At 49.0% G+C, this 20,306-nt stretch carries 14 protein-coding genes; 9 read left to right on the top strand and 5 right to left on the bottom strand.

Annotated features, from left to right (window positions below):
* Positions 1-720: 720 nt before the first annotated feature.
* From U6B65_00395 to U6B65_00385, 3 genes are all read left to right on the top strand, one after another.
* A complete protein-coding gene (locus tag U6B65_00395) occupies positions 721-2,622 on the top strand; it encodes a histidine kinase (protein ID WRS27618.1) in 1,902 nt (633 codons plus the stop codon).
* Entirely contained in the window at positions 2,600-3,478 is an 879-nt protein-coding gene (locus U6B65_00390) for a response regulator (GenBank protein ID WRS27617.1), read from the top strand. The genes U6B65_00395 and U6B65_00390 overlap by 23 nt, the downstream gene beginning before the upstream one ends.
* A 409-nt stretch (positions 3,479-3,887) precedes the next feature.
* Positions 3,888-9,446 (top strand): S-layer homology domain-containing protein, encoded by a 5,559-nt coding sequence (locus tag U6B65_00385; protein WRS27616.1) that lies wholly within the window; start codon positions 3,888-3,890, stop codon positions 9,444-9,446.
* A 358-nt stretch (positions 9,447-9,804) separates the two neighbouring features.
* Here U6B65_00385 and U6B65_00380 read toward each other — a convergent pair whose 3' ends face one another.
* From U6B65_00380 to modA, 3 genes are all read right to left on the bottom strand, one after another.
* The gene (locus tag U6B65_00380; protein WRS27615.1) at positions 9,805-10,854 is read right to left on the bottom strand and encodes an ATP-binding cassette domain-containing protein; all 1,050 of its coding nucleotides are present in this window, start codon (positions 10,852-10,854) and stop codon (positions 9,805-9,807) included.
* A 40-nt stretch (positions 10,855-10,894) separates the two neighbouring features.
* Positions 10,895-11,584, bottom strand: a complete 690-nt coding sequence (modB, locus tag U6B65_00375; protein ID WRS27614.1) for a molybdate ABC transporter permease subunit — start codon at positions 11,582-11,584, stop codon at positions 10,895-10,897.
* Between the two features lie 103 nt (positions 11,585-11,687).
* Positions 11,688-12,527, bottom strand: a complete 840-nt coding sequence (gene modA, locus U6B65_00370) for a molybdate ABC transporter substrate-binding protein (GenBank protein ID WRS27613.1) — start codon at positions 12,525-12,527, stop codon at positions 11,688-11,690.
* Between the two features lie 223 nt (positions 12,528-12,750).
* On the opposite strand from modA, the gene U6B65_00365 reads away from it, so the two are divergent.
* Entirely contained in the window at positions 12,751-13,695 is a 945-nt protein-coding gene (locus tag U6B65_00365) for a helix-turn-helix transcriptional regulator (protein ID WRS27612.1), read from the top strand.
* Between the two features lie 80 nt (positions 13,696-13,775).
* Here the strand turns inward: U6B65_00365 and U6B65_00360 are convergent, their stop codons facing one another.
* The gene (locus U6B65_00360) at positions 13,776-14,747 is read right to left on the bottom strand and encodes a hypothetical protein (GenBank protein ID WRS27611.1); all 972 of its coding nucleotides are present in this window, start codon (positions 14,745-14,747) and stop codon (positions 13,776-13,778) included.
* A gap of 18 nt (positions 14,748-14,765) precedes the next feature.
* Entirely contained in the window at positions 14,766-15,386 is a 621-nt protein-coding gene (locus U6B65_00355; GenBank protein WRS27610.1) for a Fe-only nitrogenase accessory AnfO family protein, read from the bottom strand.
* A gap of 322 nt (positions 15,387-15,708) precedes the next feature.
* Here U6B65_00355 and nifH point away from each other — a divergent pair, with 322 nt between their 5' ends.
* From nifH to U6B65_00330, 5 genes are read left to right on the top strand one after another with little or no spacing between them, the layout of a single operon-like run.
* Positions 15,709-16,527: a nitrogenase iron protein gene (nifH, locus tag U6B65_00350; GenBank protein ID WRS27609.1), complete on the top strand. Its 819-nt coding sequence runs from the start codon at positions 15,709-15,711 to the stop codon at positions 16,525-16,527.
* A 24-nt stretch (positions 16,528-16,551) separates the two neighbouring features.
* Positions 16,552-16,875 (top strand): P-II family nitrogen regulator, encoded by a 324-nt coding sequence (locus tag U6B65_00345; protein ID WRS27608.1) that lies wholly within the window; start codon positions 16,552-16,554, stop codon positions 16,873-16,875.
* Between the two features lie 13 nt (positions 16,876-16,888).
* Positions 16,889-17,272, top strand: coding sequence for a P-II family nitrogen regulator (locus U6B65_00340; GenBank protein ID WRS27607.1), 384 nt, complete (start codon positions 16,889-16,891; stop codon positions 17,270-17,272).
* 13 nt (positions 17,273-17,285) lie between these two features.
* Positions 17,286-18,881 (top strand): nitrogenase molybdenum-iron protein alpha chain, encoded by a 1,596-nt coding sequence (nifD, locus tag U6B65_00335; GenBank protein WRS27606.1) that lies wholly within the window; start codon positions 17,286-17,288, stop codon positions 18,879-18,881.
* Entirely contained in the window at positions 18,881-20,245 is a 1,365-nt protein-coding gene (locus U6B65_00330; protein ID WRS27605.1) for a nitrogenase component 1, read from the top strand. Before nifD ends, U6B65_00330 begins: the two co-directional genes overlap by 1 nt.
* The last annotated feature ends 61 nt before the right edge of the window (positions 20,246-20,306 follow it).

The raw sequence follows: 20,306 nt of genomic DNA, 5'->3' as shown, positions 1-20,306 counted from the left end.
TAAAAGGATTTTTTATTTTGGCAAAATAATACTCGCTTTTTATGACTTTTTTCTATTCTGCGAATTTCTCCGCAAATATCCAATATGCCGTTTGGGCCTGGTCTGTTTCTCCCAATTGTGAAATTCCACCCGGCCTTGTCTTCTCTAAGATTGCTGCAAAGTAAGTGCACAACAAAATGATAAAACCAGACGTTGAGTTTATAGGGTCTTAAATCAATACTGAGTAACTTGGCAATTGTTGTGACGGTGACCTCCATTTATAGAATGGAGCGTTGTTAATTTTGCAGTACCCATTCAGGGTTAGCAAGACGAGCGAATCATTCTGTGCCTCTGCTTCCAGCAGGCCGTTGAGAGTTTCCTCCACACTCCCCGAACCAATTCTTTAATTAGCCCCTTGATTGCTTTCTCATTTAACTGTACAATTTTCTCAAACATGGTTTTGCTGTCTCCTTTCAGAATGGTGTGTTGTGACTTCATTCTATCAAAGGCTGCAAACCGTGTCTCTTTTTTATCCTTTATCTTTTTGATTCCTCCGGCGAGGTGTTTCAGGCTGCTGCTATTTATGCTATACTTGGCTTTATCCTATTCCATTCGGGATCATCCTTTTTCTGCTCTTTGCGGTGATTATACCAGAGAAGTGCTTTTGACTGTGGATGCAAACGATGTGCCGCTATAGAAAACAGGCAATAAACCCAGAAGCCTTTCGTTGAGGAATTCAATATGAGAAAACGCACTTTCATTTTTCTTTTTATGTTAATCGGGCTGCTGTTCCTCCTGCTGCCTTTTATTTGGAATAAGGGGGGAACACCGCAGCCGGACTTTGTGGCCCGTCAAGGAAAATTGAGTGCCGCCCCATGGGATATTTCCCGCAGCCCAATTATCCGCCTGGACGGCGAGTGGGAGTTCTACTGGAATCAGCTGCTGACACCGGAGGATTTTGAGAGGAACGCCCCAGTTCCCGATGCATATATGCAGGTACCCTCCCTGTGGAACGAAAAAAAGATACAGGGTGAAAAATTGCCCATCTTTGGCTGTGCCACCTATCGGCTTATACTGGAAGATATACCGTATCAGGGCATGCTGGCACTGAAAAAGGTTAATGTCCGCTTTTCCAGCCGGGTGTATGTCAACGGTCAGGAGCTGCTGTCCGATGGTATCCCCGCAAAGACAGCTGCGGAATATCGCTCTGGCAACACACCGAAGGTTGGCTTTTTTGAGCATAATGGCGGAACTGTTGAAATCATTGTGCAGGCGGCCAATTATGAATACATAAATTCAGGCATTCCTGCTTCCTTGGAGCTGGGACTGGATAGATTCCTAATGCTGGAACACCAGCGAAAGCATTTAACAGCGCTTTTAATTTTTGCGGTGTTGTGCACCCTTGCCCTGCTATACCTGATTTTCTTTTTCGTTACCTGGGATGGTGTTCTAAGGAATTCCCAGCTTCTTCTTTTTTCTCTATTTTGCGTTTCGTTTGCTCTGGGAAATGGGCTGGCAGATCAGCGCTCCGTGCTCATGCTTTTGCCGGATATCCCCTTCACCTTAGCCTTTAAGCTCAAAGATATCCTGCTGTTCGCATGCTTTATTGTGCTGCTGTGGATTTTTTATAAATGCAAAGCCGGGTTTCTCCCCCTGCGGCTGGCAATCATCGTTTCGCTGATATACGCTTGTTATCTGGTGGCAATTCTTGTGCTCCCCCTCTATATGTATCATAAGCTTTCCGGAGCCATGATGCTCTTGAATACAGTTGTTCTGCTGGGGCTGCTCATACGATCCGCTTATTTTTGTATCAGGGAATCCAGTGGGTTTTTACTGTTCGCCGCATTGCTGCCAATCAATCTGTATTCTATAGATGCTATCCTATTTGCGGTGGGCCGCAAGGAAAGCTCTGGCTTTCTACAAATATATATCCTGCTTTTTACGGTTGTGATGACCGTTTATTTGTCTGTTGAATACCGCAGCACGGTAGCGCACCTGCGTATCTCCATGCAACAAGCGCAGGATGCTGAGATTGCCTTTCTGCGGGCACAGATTAACCCTCACTTCCTCTATAATTCTCTCAGCGTAATTGCTGCGCAAATAATGCAGAAGCCCCAGGAAGCGAAAAATCTTCTTTATAACCTGACCGATTATCTGCGGGGCAGCTTTCATTTTAAAACACAGGATGGCCAAATCCCACTTTCTGAGGAAATCAACACGGTTAAGGCATACCTTGCCATTGAGCGGGCACGGTTTGAGAACTTGTTGCAGATCGAATATGCTATTGAGAAAAATCTTGATGCTATGGTTCCCCTTCTGTGCCTTCAGCCGGTGGTGGAGAATGCTGTCCGCCACGGCATTTTAAAACGTACAGAGGGCGGGCTTGTGTCTTTGGGCGTTCATCGAAGAGGCAGTTTTGTTGTGATTCAGGTGGAGGATAATGGCATAGGCATTCCACAAGCCCGGTTGGAGAGCATACGCCGTGGTGAAGGCGACGGTGTGGGATTGAAAAACATCCAGCGCAGGCTGAAGGCATACCAGGGCGCAGCCCTTGAAATAGAAAGCATAAAAGGCGAAGGTACAACGGTAATTCTTAAAATACCCTATGAGGAGGTATGTGATGCGAATTATTTTGGTAGATGATGAAGCGCCTCTGCTGCGGGAATTGGCGGAATTGCTTTCCTGTTACCCAGATTTGGAGCTGGTCGGCAGCTACACCGATCCCTTGCAGGCACTGGAAAAAATCGAAACGGTCAAACCCGAGCTTGCCTTTTTGGATATTGAAATGCGCACCCTCAGCGGAATTGAACTGGCCGAGCTGCTGCTGGCAAAGAATCCGCAAATGGATGTGGTTTTTGTGACAGCCTACAACCAGTATGCTGTGGAGGCCTTCGAGATAAACGCCATTGATTATATCCTGAAGCCGGTGCGCCCGGAGCGGCTGGAAAAGGCAGTGGAACGGATACGGCGAGAGCGTGGACTGAAAAATACGTCCAAAACTTTGCGGATACAATTTTTTGGTAAGTTTGCTTTGTATCAAGGCGGTGAAGCAATCAAATGGAGCCGGGGCAAACCAAGAGAGTTGCTGGCCTATTTTCTTGCAAATGAGGGGGCTTGGCTGGATAAATTTAAGATTTGCGATGACCTCTGGCCGGAAAGCCCCCCAAATCAGGCACTGCGCAATTTGCAGACGGCGGTATGGGCCATCCGAAAATGCCTGCGGGAATACGGTGTTTCGGCTATAGGCATCAGCTATTCCAGCGATAGTTATCTTCTTGAGCTTGGTGGTGTGCAGTGGGATTTGCAGCAGTATGATCAAGCGTATGCGGCATATATGCAGAGTGATGATGCCTGCACCGGTCAGGAGGCAGCCATGCTCTATGGGGAAGATTATCTGGCATATGAGGATTGGCGATGGGCCTTTCAGAGGCGGGCAAATTATACTATAAAGCAGCGCAAGCTTCTGCTGCGATTATCGGAGGATAAAATTCAGCTCTGAACCTATAAGCAAAAATCCGGGGAAAACCAGCGGGCCGCGCTGTTTTTCCCCGGATTTTTTATTTGGATAATTCTTTAGCTTAAAAAAACTTGGGGTTCAACCCCACAGTTATCCCTGCGGCACCATACCAGGTTGTCAGATTCAGCCGTTTTCAGGCAATTAATATCCCCCTTATTGTTGGGGTGGCTGTCTAACCTGTTAAACGATTTATTTCTATATGAATAAATAATTTTACCCAGCCTTTTTTTGATGCAGCTTGTTGAGAATCCGTAGAGGGGCAAATGTTACAATCACCATAGGAATATTGTCGAAAAAGGGCGAATCGAGGCGCTCTGGAGTATTCTCTAAACAGCAAAAAAGAGGAGGAATTCATATCAGAAAGCACACTTTTTACCGGCGCATAGTCGCAATGGCATTATCCGCCGCTATGACGTTGGGTATCGCTCCTATCACAACGATGGCAGAGGTCCCCATCGGAATAAGCGGGGAAATATCAGCATTTGAAAATCTGCCGGAGGCTGTTGCGGTGCAGGAGGTGTCCATTGGAGCCACTCTTTTGGATATCACCCTGCCGGAAGTGCTGAAAGCTACCTTCCAAACAAGCTCTTCAGCTCAGAACGAGGAGACTTCCGAGGCTGTGGCGGATGCATCCCTGACTTCTCTGGAAGAAGCAGAGCCTGATTCTCCATCTGTTTCCATTCCGGTAACTTGGGAATCCAATACGGAATTTAATACAGAGGCAGAGGGAGTTTTTGTTTTTACACCCCAGCTTGCGACTGCATATGCGCTGGCGGAAGATGTGGAGCTTCCTTCTATTACCGTAACGGTGAAAAGCGATTTGCCTGTGCCGGTTATGGCTACATACCGGTCGGTCAGCAACTCCAGCTGGCAGCAGGTGGCAAGCGATGTTATGAGTGGCTCGGCCCAGTCTACCTCTCTATTTGTGGTAAACGGCGCACCCTATGTATCGGCTGCCACTGGCAGTCAGGTTAAGGTATGGATGGTAAACGGCTCTAGCTGGGAGCAGCTTTTGACCCAGTCTACCACCGCAACCTATACCTCCTTGTATATAGATTATACCGGACGCCCCTGTGTGGCCTACAGCAATCCAACAACCGCAGCCAACACAAAGGTGCTGAAGTTTGGTACGCCTTGGACTTCTCTGGGTGCCCCTGATTTGGTCAACAATCAATCAGTCCTCCGGGTGTCATCCCCCACTTTGATGATGGATGAAAACAAAACACTCTATGTGGCAGGCAATCAAAACAACATGTCCGGCCGTGTATCCGTAACAAAATACAATGGCTCCGCATGGGAGTATGTGGGCAGTCCCTCTGCCGCAGGAGGGCAGGCTTTTTCTGCCTCTATGGATATCGATCAGAACACCCTCTATATAGCCTACGTTTACCCTGACGATAGCAATGCTTACAGGGGATCTTATGTAACCATGCGCACATTTGATGGCAGTCAGTGGTCCGCAGTAGGACCCCAACAAATTTCAACCCTTAAATCGTCCTATGTAACCAGCGGATGCGTTTCTATGAAGGTTTCTGACAGCGGTATTCCCTATGTAGCCTATGCGGACCCGGGCACCAGCGATCGCCTTATGGTGAAAAAACTGAGCGGGAATCAGTGGGTATCCGTAGGCAGCTACCTGACAGACGGAGCCGTGTCATACGTCTCCCTATATATAGATAACGAAACACCCTATGTGGCGTACAAGGATGGTGAATCCTCTTCAAGCAGTGGCGTTACAGTGAAGATGTTTGACGATGCTTCCGGCTGGACCGCCTTGGGCGGGTCTAAAATTATCGGGAGCAGCAGCGTTAAGGGCATCTCCCTGTTTGTGGATGACAGCACCCCCTATGTTTCCTATTCCACCAATTCCAGCGTCAAGGTGATGAAATACGCAGCAGAGCCCAAGGTGCCGGTTGCCATTTCTGCCGGCTCTGCTTCTGTTACCTATGCGGGTGCAGATATTTCTCTTTCTGATATAGACGGCCTATTCACACTGGATGCCGGAGCAGGAGATCGAACCTATTCCATTGAAGCCCCGGATTCCGCAAGTGAAAGCGATGGCGAAGGGCAAATGAGCGACGATACTTCCCTCACCGTCACCAAGGCCGGTATCTTTAAAATTGGTCTTGAGACAGCGGAATCATCCACCCATATGGCAGGCTCCAAGACAGTTGCCACTCTGACAGTGGAAAAGGGAATACAGGCTGCTCCAAGTGGTCTTGGCGCAGGAAATGCCTCTTCCTCCAGTGCAAGCGATGGCAAAATCACCGGGCTGACAAGCGGTATCGAATATGAATACAAGCTTACAGGCGCATCCGCCTACAGCAAGGTAAGCGCTGATGCATCCGGCAGAATAATGAATCTGCCGGCAGGAGCCTATGTGGTGCGCTATCCCGAAACACCTCTCTACAGCCCAAGCACCGATTCAGCCCCGATCACAGTGGGCAATGAAGCCTCCTTATCCTACTCCGCTGCATTCAATACACCCAGCTATACCTTTGCCGCAGCAACGGTCAACTATACAGAGCAGGTGGAACAGGAATTCACGATTACCAATACAGGAACCGCCACGATTTCCGGTATGTCGGTTTCCCTGGATAATGCAAGCTTTGCCATTACTTCTATGGTGTTTGTGACGCATCTTGCACCGAATGGATCGGCAACTGTCCGTGTCCGGCCGCAGAGCGGTCTGGCGGCTGGAATTCACACCGGAACGCTGACCGTCAGAGGAAGTGACGGCGTTTCGGTTTCGGTGGCTCTGTCCTTTGAGGTCAATAAGATACAAACCCTCAACTACCCTGCATTCGGCTCCTATACTTATACCATGAACAGCAGCTATACCTACGGTAATGTTCTCGCTTTTAACATGATGACTTCCTTTTCGTATGGTACAAGCAATGGCAGGCGGGTCTATACCATTGAGGAAGGGAGCACCGGCCAGGGAACATTTAATGGCAGCCATCTCTGCTTTACCAGCCCGGGCAGCTATATAGTCGGCCTTGTAACAGAAGAAACAGAGGTTTATGCCCAAACCCCCAAGGTATCGGTTATCCTGGACATAGTAAAGGGAGTAATCCCTGCCCCAACCATTGGAGCCGTGAATGCAACCGTTGGCAGCAGCAACGGCGCAATCAGGTGGCTGATTGCTTACAAAGAGGTGGAATACAAAATTGTCGGCGCAAGCAGCTACACCACTGCCACCACCGATCAATACGGCCAGATTACCGGGCTTCCCCCAGGATCCTATGTGGTACGCTATCCCGAAAACGCTCTGCATGCTGTAAGTGACGATTCGAATATAGTGACCATCGGAGAGGATGCTGTTGCCTATTCGGCTACAGTGACCCCCGCAAGCCGCACCTTTCCAGAGGCGGCATACGGTTACGGACAGCAGCAGGAGCAGGAGTTCACCATTCAGAACACCGGCACCAGCACCATTACCAATCTGGCTGCTTCTCTGAGCAACGGAGAGAATTTTACCATTAGCACACCGCTGTCTGCAACTCAGCTTGCACCCAATGCAACAGCCACTGTCCGTGTACAACCGAGCCTCGGGCTTCCCACCGGAACATATTCCGATACTCTTTCCGTTACAGGAGACAACGGTATTTCCCAAACGGTATCGTTGACCTTTACGGTGAATCGGGGAACCATTGTGAACACGGGGGGCAGCACCAATACAAAATACAAAGCGGCGGGTATCAACCTTTCCGCAGTGCCCGGGCTGTTTACGGCGGATCCCAACGGAGGCGCACCAACCTACACCATTGATTCCACCGGAACCACCGGCAGTGGAACCATTTCGGGCAGCATACTCACCGTTACCGATTTGGGAACCTTCAGAATCCAGCTTGTAACGGCGGAAACCGCAAACTATACTGAAAGCTTGCCGGTAACGGCCACCCTGCTTGTGGAAAAAGGGGATCAGGATGCACCAGCTGGTCTCACAGCAGTGAATGTAACGCCGCCCAGCCCTGTCAGCGGCCAAATTACCGGTTTGACACCCAGTGCCCGGTATGAATACAGGAATGTGCTCACTCCCGATACAGGTGAAAGCTATACCCCCTTCTATGCCGGTTTTAGCGGAGAAATTTCTGGTCTTTCCGCAGGCACTTACGCGGTGCGCTATCCTGCCACCGAACTGTTCAATGCCAGCCCGGTTACAACCGTAACCATTCGAGCGATTGAGGCTAGCAGCGGTGAGAACTCTGTGCTCTCCTCAGTGGTTCCCGCAAACGCAGCCATCACAGCAAGCACCGTCACCGCCACAGTAGCCGGCAGTGTCACCAGCCAAACCATTGATGTGACAGTGAGCGGGGGTGCAGGCTGGAAGCTCTACGGCGATGCGGCCTGCACACAAGAGATTACAAATAAAACTATAGCGCTCAACACAGGGGCCAATACAGCATACATCAAGGTCACGGCAGAAAACGGCTCCACCAAGATTTATACCCTCACCATCACCCGCCAAAACAATCCCGCCATCGTAAACTCCGATAAGGACGACGATGACCGTGACACTGGCAAAGGCAATTCCAGCGGCAGCGGTTCAGGCGACTCAGGAAACATTTCCAGCGTTCCGGTAACCGGCGGCTCAGAGAACAAAGCCAGTGTGGACAGCAATGGCAACACCAAAGCCACTGTAACCGATAAAAACATTGCCGACGCCATTTCCAACGCAAAGGCAAACGCCGCCAAGCTAGGGAAAAACGCAGGCGAAATTACGGTTGTTATCAACGTTTCCATGGGTGGCAAGGATGCAAACACTGTATCGGTAAACCTGCCCCAAACGGTTCAGCAGAAGGTGATCAACAATCAAATTGCCGCTGTGGAGCTGACCATTGATCGTCCGGATATTGTAATGGGGCTGAACAATGCAGCCATTACTGAAATCAACAGACAAGCCAAAATGGATGTGCAGCTCAGTGCCACCAGAACCAGCAGCACCATGTTGAGCGCCGCAGCAAAAACGGCTATTGGCAGCCGCCCTGTCTATAATTTCAAGGCAAGCTATCAGAGCGGCAATGGCAGCGTGACAAACTTCGGCAAGGGAACTGTTTATGTAAGCATTCCCTATACTCCAGCCGCCGGTGAAAAGGTAGGGTACCTGCATGTGGTGTATGTAGACGACAAGGGAATTGTCAGACGTGTTCCCGATTCGGCCTATGATGCTAATACTAATAGTATTATTTTTGCCACAAATCACTTTTCTGTATATGGTGTCAGCTACACCGATCCCACCGCTAAGCTGACCGATATTTCTTCCCATTGGGCGAAGGACAGCATTGATTATGTCGTGGGACGCGGGTTGCTGTCCCGCACCTCGGAAGCTGCCTTCTCGCCTGATGCCGCTATAACCCGAGGCGCACTGGTGACCGCTCTAGGCAAACTGGCGGGTATCAACGAAAAGAGCTATCAAACCAATACCTTCACAGATGTAAAGGCCGACAGCGCACTCCGCCCTTATATTGAATGGGCATATAGCAAAGGCATCCTTCAGGATATTGGCAACAAGCAGTTTGCGCCGGATAAGGTGGTTACCCGCCAAGAAGCGGCACTGATTTTTGCCAACTATGCCAAGGCCACGGGCTATACTTTGCCGGATATTCGTCAGGCTGTGTTCACCGATTCTTCCAGTATCGCCGCTTCCTATAAAACTGCTGTAACAACCCTGCAGAAGGCAGGCGTTGCAATGGGAAAAACCGGAAACAAGTTTGATCCGACTGCCAGTGCCACCCGAGCAGAGATTTCCTCCATGCTGCACCGCTATGTCAAGCTAACGATTCACAGCAACACCATGCAGAGCTGGGCAAAAAATGATGCGGGACAGTGGCTGTATTATCAGCAAGGTAAGGCACTTGTGGGAACGCACGCCATTGAGGGGATAACTTACTCGTTTGATACCAATGGCATACTGAAAACCGGCAGAGCCCCAGAGGGTGCTAACTGAAGCCATGGCTTTAACTCCTTGCGGCAACAATGTTTTGATTCAAAATTGATGCCCTTCTTGTACAGGGGGCCGCCACTAACAGCTCAAAAACAGATTCAGCCTGCATAATACAGGATAAATAAAAAGCACGGTTCAAGGGATTGGCATTGCCTCCATTTGAACCGTGTTTTATCTTGTTGTATGCTCAAACACATAGAAAACCAAAGAGGTTTTCTTGGGTAGTGTCCATCGTTGGGCCTGTTGACACTACCCTTTTGAAAACAGTTGTATTCTTAACAATATTACTCGTCTTTTACTGAATTTGGCAGCATATCCACCGCTTCCAACATTGAGAACACGCCTGCTTTAATATAGATGTTCAGTCTGTCAACAGCAGCACGTGTTCCGGCTCAATGTAAATCTTTACCGAATGTGCATCCTGCCCTAAAGGCTGCTCTTTACTGCACTCCCAGCGGATCTGCCGGCAAGCATCAAAAGTGGGCCGCAGCATACGAATATAACTAAAAGTATCCTCAATAAAAGAGCCAACTTGGCATTGGAATATATTGTCCACTTCCTGATCGCCACAAAGTTGGATTTGCTTGGCCCTTATTCCAACAAAACATGTTTCCTTGGAGACAGGGGCGGCTGAACGAAGCGTTATGCCCCAATCCTTGGCCAATACAGTATATTCATCAATTCTTTCCGCTGGTGAAATGTTTTTGCAGCCGGTAAGCAATGCCGCTGCATGGGTACGGGGATGGCCAAACAAAGCCCATTTTTCATCACTGATGCTGACTTTGCCCTTTGATACAACAGTGATATAATCGCACATACGATAGACCTCATCCCGATTATGGGAAACAAACAGTGTAGTTCCGGAAAAGCTCCGCAGCACCGCTCCCACATCCTGTTCCAGCTGCCAGCGCAGATAGCTATCCAAAGCAGAAAACGGTTCATCCAGCATTAAGATGCGGGGTTCTGGTGCCAGCATGCGGGCCAGTGCCACCCTCTGCTGCTGTCCACCGGAAAGCTGAGAGGGATAGTGGTTTTCCAGCCCTTCTAAACACAGCATTTTAATGAGTTCCACAGTGCTCCCATCACGGATTGTTTTTCGCCTGTTTCTCATACCCAGCTTAATGTTCTGTTCCACTGTCATATTGGGGAAAAGGGCATAGCTCTGGAACAGAAGGCCCGCTCTGCGCTGCTGCGGGGAAAGATTGATCTTTTTTTTGGAGTCAAACAGTGTAATCCCGTCGAGAATAATATGGCCTTCATCGGGTGTTATGATTCCCGCAATGCATTGCAGTGTGAGGCTCTTTCCACAGCCGGATGCCCCCAAAAAAGCATGAATACCGTTGTTCGCCTCAAAGGCAATGCACAATACAAACTGCCCGAAACTCTTTTTAATGTCGACGATCAGTGACATGCTTTTACCTCCCTCGGCAAGCAGAATAGCCCTCGCAGCCTCAAACAGTTTCTTGTGTGTATGACCTGAGCGGATTTTTCTGCCGCTTTTCTAAAAAATTGATGCTCACCATTACGGAAAAAGAAATCAATAGGTTTAGCAGCACCCAGCGATAGGCTTCTCCCTCCTGATTGGTCTGCCAATAATAGGCTACTGTTGTGGAAATGGTGGCTGTGCGATTGGCAATGTAGCCCGATACCATGCTTGTGGCACCGTATTCACCCAGCCCTCGTGCAAAGGCCAAGACAGTTCCGGCCAAAATTCCCTGCCGGCAGTTGGGCATCACAATGCGCCAAAATATGTAAAAATTCGTTAACCCCAGTGTTTGCCCCGCATGGAACAATCTCTGGTCAAAGTGTTCAAAAGCGCCCCGTGCAGTGCGGTACATCAGAGGAAAGGTCACGATCACCACGGCAATGACAGAGGCTTGCCATTTCATGGTCACTGTGTAGTCAACCCAAGAGCGGAGCAGCAACCCAATCGGCCCTTTGGGGCCTACGGTAACCAAAATAAAGAAGCCGATGACAGTAGGCGGCAATATCAAGGGAAGCGTGAGCACCGTATCCAGAATGCTTTTCGCAATACGGGGGGCTTTGGCAATCCAGTGGGCGCAGAATAGCCCTAGAAAAAATGTAATAATAGTGGAAATCGCGGAAATCCGCAGAGAATTCCAGAGTGGAAACCAATCCATACCCAAGAGCCCCCTTTCCAGTCTTAATCAGACAATTTGGATCAGAAATCGGATCGCTTTTTTACCATTGACAAAGCTTGCCTTCACTTGCTGGATATCTTTGTCAGGAGGCTGCGGTAAAGCCCACCGCTTCAAATTCTGCCATAGCTTCCGGACTTGTCAGATATTCCAAAAATGCCTGTGCGGCCTCACGGGAAGCGGTTGTCTTAAGCACGGCGGCTGGGTAGACTACCGGGGAATGGCTCCCGGCCGGTGCTTCTGCCACAACTGTAATGCCGCTGGCAGTAGTGGCGTCTGTGGCATAAACAACACCACAATCTACTGAGGCGCTTTCTACCTGTGAGAGAACCTCTTTTACATTGGTACCCAAAGAGGCTTTGGCGTAAATTTGATCCCATGAGCCTAATGAAGTGTAGATTTCCTGTGCGTATTGCCCCACCGGAACATCCGAGTTGCCCAGTGCAATCAGCTCTACTTTATCGGTAGAAGCATCCTCAAAGCCGGTAATGCCTTTGTCGGAACCTTCCGGCACAATCATAACCACTTTGTTTACCAACAAATCCTTGCGGGTTTCTGTCAGCAGATAGTCGCCTTCCTCCAATCCGGCCATTTGTTTTTGTGCGGCTGAAATAAATAGATCAGCCTGTGCACCTGATTCGATCTGCGTTTTCAATGTACCGCTGGAATCAAAATTGAATACAAGTGTAACCTCTGGTGCCTTTGCCTGATATAGTTTTTGAATGGCAGTTAGCGATTCGGTCAGGCTGGCTGCTGCAAAAACCTGTATCTCTACCGGTTCAGGGGAATCTTCCGATGAAAATGGCTCGGCAGAGATGGCGCTTTCTGGGGCTGAGGATGGAGTGGGCGTGTTGTTGGAGCATCCCTGCACCAGCAGCATGGCGAACATAAGAATTATACTCAGATATACACGAGCTTGTTTCATAACGAACCCTCCCTTTAATAAATAAATCGGTTTTGTTGTGTTTTGATCTGTTTATTTTAATAATCTTATCGAATCAAACCGACAAAAACAATACATCTATTTGTAAAAATCATCAAAATAACAAAGGGGATTTTTGTAGGCATTTTGCAAACAGCCAGAAAGACTTTACAGCGTTGCTTCGTTTGGTTACAATAAAGAAAATAATGTGAAAAAGGGAAGGCCTATGGAAGACTTGTTAACCGCACAAGAAACGGCTGAGATCCTGAAGGTAAAGAAAAGTACAGTTTATGAGATGATTAAGCGTGGGGATTTGCCATCCCACAAAATAGGCAAACAGCTGCGTATTCGGCAGGAGGATGTGCAGAACCTGTTTGCGCCTACTCCCCCACTCTCTTCCACCTTGCCGCAGGAGCCTGTTTTCATGCGCCCCGCTTCACCACTGGCCTCTCGCCCGACTACTCAGCTAGAGACCTTTGTTCTCTGCGGGCAGGATGTGGCACTGGATTTAATCGCCGGTGAACTCTCCATTCAACCCGGCATGCCACAAGCGCTTCGTTCCCAAAAGGGAAGCTATAACGGGTTGGTGGATTTGTACCGTGGGCATGCCCAAGCCGCTACCGCCCATTTATGGGACGAACAAACAGGAACCTATAACCTGCCCTATATTCAAAAGCTGTTGCCCGCCACCGATGCTGTTGTTGTGCGCTTGTTTGGCCGCACTGTCGGATTTTATACCGCCGAAGGGAACCCACGGAATCTGCGCAGATGGGAAGATTTGCGGCAACCCGGTTTGGTATTGGCTAACCGGGAACCGGGAGGTGGAATGCGGGTTTTGCTGGATGAAAAACTTCGCACACTGCACCTATCGTCCGATTCCCTTGATGGATACTATACGCCTAGAAGTTCGCATCTTTCGGTGGCCGGGGCAGTGGCTTCGGGAGAAGCTCATGTGGGGTTGGGCATCGGGCGTACTGCACAGCAGGTTCGTGGGGTGGAATTTGTGCCCCTGCAACGGGAATGGTATGATTTGGTGTTTTTGGCTCGTCAGCAAGATGAAATGCCTTTCCGGGTGATGCTGGATTTTATTTCTTCTGAGCGGTTTATGCTGGAGCTGTCTCCTCTAGGCGATTACGACTTTTCGGAAACCGGACGTATTTTTCGGGTATGATACAACATCAAAAAAGCAGACCGCATGCCTTTTCAGGCGCACGGTCTGCTTTTTTGATGTTTGTTCTGCTTTGTTAGTTCTTATTTGGTTTTATCTTGGCATAGGCGGCAGCTGGCGCACGCATCGGGTGAACATGTCGGTGCACCCTCTTCCTGAAAAACAATGAACCACTCTTTGCTCATAGGCAAAGGCTCGGAATCACCGATGATGACAAGATTTTTTTGATAATCGAACACGATGCGCAGAGGCATTTTCATCTGAACCAAAGGGTTAATGGGGTCGGTTACGCTTTGCTGTGTAAAGGTGGTAACTGGATACCCGGGAACAGTGGCCACAATCCGGTTGGTCATGGTTGATAAAGCGATAATGCGGCCTTCTTGATCCAGCATAAGAGAGCTGCTGTCTGCGCTGATTCCCAGTGCTTGGGCATCGTAAGCCCACAGTGTGCCAATGGGTGTTTTCACGGCTGAGGGTACAGCCGGTTCCAGCGAACGAACCTGCCCATCCTCATACAAAGAGAACCCGGTACGAACAGAAATCGTGCCCAAGCCATCCAGCGTGAGGGAAATTTGCTCACCGGGGAATAGGGTCAGGCTGCGGATAGAGCCGCTTTTGTATAAACAGATTCCCACCAGCATAGCCTGAAACGCTGCAAATGGAAACTCAAATGAAAAGGCAATATTGAGGGCACGTTCATCTTCTATGCTCCAAAATCCGCTGAGTTGGCCATCCAGCACAAAAAAACGTTTAAGCTCGCCTGTTTCGTAAAAAGTGACCAGCTCTGCGGGAAATTCACCGATTGGAGTTTGAATATCCTGCTGTTGCTGCAATGAAACACTTTTGATTGTACCGCTGGGGTGAAAGCTTATAGCGCTCTTATATTTACGGCGGGCAGAATCTGTTTTATACAGAGGAATCAGCTCTCCCACATGGGTAAGAATCACGTTTTTCTCTCGTAAGGTTACATCCTGAGGTGTACCGTTGGGATAATGCGAAACCGTAGCCACTCCGTTAAGGACACCAAAGGGGAGCACCAAAGTTGTTTCTGTCATGGCAAATACCTCTCTTTCCTATTGTCCGTGGTCGCTTTCACTAAAGAGCACTGCACATATGCCACCCTCACTCCGCTGCTGCATTTCAATGCGAAAACCGGCTCTGGCAATCCACGGCGGGAGATGATCGCAATAGAGGTGCAGCTGGGTAAAAGATGTGTCGGATAAAAAATGGGTCAAAGCCTGTTTTGAAGAAAGATGCGGGTGCTCTTGCTGCAAGCGGAGCAAATCCAGCTTGTAAACTCCAGGAATCTCGGCTTTTTCGGGGCCTACCGGTGCTTTCGATGCAAGCTTTTGGGCGGTGGCGCTTTCTGCAATATCAGAAAGAATTTGGTCAAATATGACGCTGCTGATCTCTGAAATTTCAAAAATGCTGTAGCCGGCCGAATTGAACATTTGATAAGGCAGCCCTCCCATGGAACGGCCCGCAATAATTCTGCAATCATTCAGCCGTGTAATAAGCTGGGCGATAGCCGAGCGAATATCCCTCATCGAGTGCTTTTGATAGGATGGAACATAGTATTCCTGCACGGTCTGCCAATGTAGAATATTGTCGAATAATATGCACTTCTTGGCATCTTCAAACAGGCAGAGTTGGTTGCTTTCATCGGTGTATACTGCGATTTTTTGCTGTTCCATCGGATTCCCCCTATACTTGGTTATTTATCCTATGTAAAAAATTCAGTGATTCGCTATTAAGTATGTCGCAGTTTTTCTACAATTGCAAGCCGGTTTCCTGAAAATATTTTTTGCAGGAATACATCTAGTGAACTTGCACAATTTCCAACTTGTCCTTCCTGCAATTGTTTAAAATATAGTGTATTGTGGTTTTGGCTTGGATGCCTCATAATGGATTTAAGCTAATCGAGAGGCAGAAAACTGAATATACAGCAGGACAAAGGGGTTCGCACTTTTTTTAGTGCGGGCTCCTTTGTCTTATTACAAAAGGGAGGCAAGAACTATGAGGCAGGTGGCAATCTATGGCAAGGGCGGTATCGGAAAATCCACCACTACGCAGAATTTAACAGCTGGTTTGGGTGAAATGGGAAAAAAAATTATGATCGTGGGCTGTGACCCCAAAGCAGATTCCACTCGTTTGGTACTGGGAGGCCTAGCACAAAAAACGGTTTTGGATACCCTGCGGGAGGAAGGGGACGACATCGACCTGGACTACATCATGAAAACCGGGTTTGCCGGTATTAAGGGTGTGGAATCGGGCGGCCCGGAACCCGGTGTAGGATGCGCAGGCCGGGGCATTATCACCTCCATCAACCTGCTGGAACAGTTGGGTGCCTATGAGGACGATCTGGATTATGTTTTCTACGATGTTTTGGGTGATGTGGTGTGCGGTGGGTTTGCGATGCCAATCCGAGAGGGAAAGGCACGGGAAATCTACATTGTCTGTTCCGGCGAGATGATGGCACTGTACGCCGCCAACAACATATCCAAAGGGATTATGAAATACGCAAACACCGGTGGTGTTCGATTGGGTGGCTTGATCTGCAACTCTCGTAAGGTGGATGGTGAGGCAGAGCTGGTCAGTGCAGTCGCCAAAGAAATTGGCACCCAGATGATTCATTTTGTTCCCCGGGACAATGCAGTGCAAAAAGCGGAAATCAACAAAAAAACTGTCATTGATTACAGCCCGAATGAGCCGCAGGCCGACGAATACAGAGAGCTTGCCCGAAAAATTGATGGAAATGATATGTTCGTAATCCCCAAACCGATGGATATTGACCGACTGGAAGCAATCCTAATGGAGCATGGAATTCTTGACTAAATAATGGAAAGGGGAAAAATTACTATGCAGATGATTCGAGCGATTATCCGACCGGAGAAAAGCGGAACTGTTATGTCCGAACTGGCCGCCGCAGGATTTCCCGCCATTACGAAAATGGATGTATACGGCCGAGGCAAACAAAAAGGCATTACAGTGGGTGAGGTGCACTACGACGAAATCCCAAAAGAAATGCTGATCATTGTGTGCCGGGATGAGGACAAAGAAGATTTGATTCGCATTATTATAAAAAATGCCCGCACGGGCAGTGGTACTTATGGTGATGGGCGCATCTTTGTTTCACAAATTCAAGAGGCATATACCATCAGTTCCGGTAAATCGGGATTGTGAAGGGGGCCGCATCATGAAAGAGATTATGGCTTTTATACGTGTCAATATGGTCAACCAAACCAAAAATGCGCTGGCTAAGGCCGGGTATCCCGCATTTACCTGCCGCAAATGTCTTGGACGAGGTAAAAAGAGCATTGACGCAATGGCCCTGAATGCAATTATTGAGCATGGGGAGCTTCCCACTAATGCGGTGGGGGAACATTTGACCGAATCCCATCGGCTGATTGCAAAACGCTACTTTACCCTGGTTGTTGAGGATGATCAGGTGGAGCATGTGGTGCGAACGATTATCGATACCAACCAGACCGGCAACCCGGGTGATGGAAGAATCTTTATAAGTCCCATTGAAGAAGCATATACAATTCGCACCTTTGAGACCACTGTAGAAGCCTATTAGTGAGGTGAAAAACTTGGATAACAGAGCTAGATTATTGGAAAAATATTCTTCGCGGGTGTATAAAAACCGCAAGGAGCACGTGCTGGAACTGGAAGAAGCCCCGGGGGTTCCCCAAATCGCCGCCAACACCCGGGCCGTTCCGGGCATTATGACCAATCGGGGCTGTTGCTATGCAGGCTGTAAAGGCGTGGTAGTGGGCCCTCTTAAGGATGTTTGTGTAATCACCCATGGTCCTATTGGGTGCGGCTTTTACAGCTGGGGCACCCGCCGAAACAAGGCCGTTGCACAGGAGGGCGGCCAAAACTTTATCCCCTACTGCTTTTCCACCGATATGCAAGAGCCCGATATTGTCTTCGGCGGAGAAAAAAAGCTAAAGCAAGCCATTGTGGAAGCAATGGAAATCTTTAATCCTAAGAGCATCATGATTTGCTCCACCTGCCCCATCGGTCTGATTGGAGACGATGTGCATGCTGTGGCTGCATGGGCAGAATCAGAGTTTAATATCCGGTGCATCGCATTTTCCTGCGAGGGCTATAAAGGGGTTTCTCAATCTGCGGGCCACCATATTGCCAACAATGGCTTGATGAAACGGGTAATCGGCACCGGTGACAAGATACCCAAAAGCAAATACAGCCTGAATATTCTAGGCGAATATAACATCGGCGGTGACGGCTGGGAGCAGGAACGGGTTCTGAAACGCATCGGCTATGAGGTGGTATCCATCTTTACAGGGGATGGTTCTGTGGAGACCATGCAGAATGCGCATCTGGCAAACCTGAATCTGGTCATGTGCCACCGTTCTATCAACTACATCGCCGAAATGATGCAGGCCAAATACGGCATCAGCTGGCTTAAGGTGAATTTCATCGGTGTAGAGGCCACCATTCAATCCCTGCGAGACATCGCCACCTTTTTTGGTGATGAGGAGATCAAACAGCGGACCGAAGAAGTCATTGCCGATGAATTGGCAGATATATTTGATGATATGGAGTATTACAAGGGAAAGCTGAAAGGCAAAAATGCCGGAATTTTTGTAGGCGGTTCCCGTACCCACCACTATCAGAAGCTGCTGGAGGATTTCGGCATGGAGACGATTATCGCCGGTTACGAGTTTGCCCACCGGGACGACTACGAGGGCCGAAAAGTAATCCCCACCATTAAGCTGGATGCTGACAGCAAGAACATCGAGAATATGACCGTGGAGCCAGACCCGGAAAAATTCCATACCTTCTTGGATGAAGAGACCCTTGCACGGCTCAAAGACCAAATTCCTTTGGATCAATATGAAGGCATGATTCAGGATATGCAATCCGGACATATTGTGGTGGATGATTACAACCACTTTGAAACCGAGATGCTCATCAAACTGCTTAAGCCGGATATCTTCTTCTCCGGCATCAAAGATAAGTATGTCATCCAAAAGGCGGGAACGCCCTCCCGCCAGATGCATTCTTATGATTACAAGGGGCCCTATGCCGGGTTTAAAGGGGCGGTGAATTTTGCCCAAGATGTTGTCATGGCGCTGTATACCAATGCGTGGAACTTTGTGACGCCTCCTTGGAAAACCGTGCCCATGCTAACCGGAACCCTGAGTGGAGGTGATCTATAATGCTGGATTTAACGCCCAAAACCATTAGTCAGCGCACTGCCCTGCGCATCAATCCCTGTAAAACCTGCCAGCCGGTGGGGGCTCTCTATGCGGCGCTGGGTGTACACAAATGCATGCCCCATAGCCATGGTTCCCAAGGGTGTGTATCCTATCACCGAACCTTTCTCACCCGCCATTTTAAGGACCCGGCCATTGCTTCTTCCAGTTCCTTTACTGAAGGCGCCTCGGTGTTTGGCGGAGGGAGCAACCTGAAAACCGCTGTACGCAATGTGTTTGATATTTACAATCCCGACATTATTGCTGTACACACTACCTGCCTTTCCGAAACCATCGGCGATGATCTGAACTCTTACATCACCGATATGGAGATTCCCGAAGGAAAACTGGTCGTGCACTGCAACACACCCAGTTATTCGGGTTCCCACATAAACGGATTTTTTAATATGATGAAGGGCTTTATTACCTACCTTACCAAGTCAACAGGAAGCTGCAACGGCAAAACCGCTATTTTCCCCGGGTTTGTGAATCCCGGCGATATGCGAGAGATTAAGCGCATTGCTTCTCTGATGCAGGTGCCCTTTACCCTATTTCCCGACACCAGCGGAGTAATGGATGCCCCTATGAGCGGGGAATACGAAATGTATCCCCAAGGCGGAACCACTCTTGCCGAAATAGCCGGGTTAGGAGACTGTGCCCATACTCTGGCTTTGGGGCGGCTCACCAGCACAGAGCCTGCTGAACTGCTGAAAAAGAGGCACGCTGTTCCTTTTACAGAACTGCCGCTGCCCATTGGCATTGAAGCCACCGATGAATATGTCATGGCGCTCTCCCGCCTTTCCAAAACAGAGGTTCCCCCAGAGCTGGAAGAGGAGCGTGGCCAGCTGGTGGATATTTTACTGGATAGCAACCAATACAGCAGCCAAAAAAAGGTGGCTATCTTTGGAGACCCGGATACAGTAATCGGCCTGTGTGCCTTGTGCTTGGAGATGGGCATGATTCCCAAATACGTTATCACCGGCACACCCAAGGAGGATTTTGTTCGTTTGGTGAACGAACTGCTGGGCCGGTATGATGTGGAAGGTTCCACTGTGAAAGCATCTGCCGATCTCTTTGAGCTGCACCAGTGGATTAAAAACGAGCCGGTGGATCTCCTGCTGGGCACCAGCTACGGCAAACAAATTGCCAAGGCGGAAGATATTCCCTTTGTTCGGGCAGGCTTTCCTATTTTGGATCGGTATGTTCACAGTTATCTGCCTATGATGGGTTACCGGGGAGCCATGCTGTTTGTAGAAAGAATTATTGGTGCCCTGATGGATCGATACGACCGTGACTGCGCCGACGAAGATCTCGACGTTATTATGTAACCAATAAATTACCCGCTGCGGGGATAGGAGGAATACGCTGTGACAGCTTCAAAGACATCGG

The sequence above is a fragment of the Oscillospiraceae bacterium MB08-C2-2 genome (assembly GCA_035621215.1).
Lineage (GTDB): Bacteria > Bacillota > Clostridia > Oscillospirales > Ruminococcaceae > WRAV01.
This window is presented reverse-complemented; position numbering and strand designations above follow the sequence as displayed.

What these genes read in the sequence shown, in the direction of transcription:
- U6B65_00360 (WRS27611.1), bottom strand. Translation starts at nt 14,747, where the DNA reads ATGACAGAAACAACTTTGGTGCTCCCCTTTGGTGTCCTTAACGGAGTG.
- U6B65_00395 (WRS27618.1), top strand. Translation starts at nt 721, where the DNA reads ATGAGAAAACGCACTTTCATTTTTCTTTTTATGTTAATCGGGCTGCTG.
- U6B65_00340 (WRS27607.1), top strand. Translation starts at nt 16,889, where the DNA reads ATGAAAGAGATTATGGCTTTTATACGTGTCAATATGGTCAACCAAACC.
- U6B65_00345 (WRS27608.1), top strand. Translation starts at nt 16,552, where the DNA reads ATGCAGATGATTCGAGCGATTATCCGACCGGAGAAAAGCGGAACTGTT.
- U6B65_00380 (WRS27615.1), bottom strand. Translation starts at nt 10,854, where the DNA reads ATGTCACTGATCGTCGACATTAAAAAGAGTTTCGGGCAGTTTGTATTG.
- U6B65_00390 (WRS27617.1), top strand. Translation starts at nt 2,600, where the DNA reads ATGCGAATTATTTTGGTAGATGATGAAGCGCCTCTGCTGCGGGAATTG.
- U6B65_00330 (WRS27605.1), top strand. Translation starts at nt 18,881, where the DNA reads ATGCTGGATTTAACGCCCAAAACCATTAGTCAGCGCACTGCCCTGCGC.
- U6B65_00355 (WRS27610.1), bottom strand. Translation starts at nt 15,386, where the DNA reads ATGGAACAGCAAAAAATCGCAGTATACACCGATGAAAGCAACCAACTC.
- nifH (WRS27609.1), top strand. Translation starts at nt 15,709, where the DNA reads ATGAGGCAGGTGGCAATCTATGGCAAGGGCGGTATCGGAAAATCCACC.
- U6B65_00365 (WRS27612.1), top strand. Translation starts at nt 12,751, where the DNA reads ATGGAAGACTTGTTAACCGCACAAGAAACGGCTGAGATCCTGAAGGTA.
- modB (WRS27614.1), bottom strand. Translation starts at nt 11,584, where the DNA reads ATGGATTGGTTTCCACTCTGGAATTCTCTGCGGATTTCCGCGATTTCC.
- modA (WRS27613.1), bottom strand. Translation starts at nt 12,527, where the DNA reads ATGAAACAAGCTCGTGTATATCTGAGTATAATTCTTATGTTCGCCATG.
- U6B65_00385 (WRS27616.1), top strand. Translation starts at nt 3,888, where the DNA reads ATGGCATTATCCGCCGCTATGACGTTGGGTATCGCTCCTATCACAACG.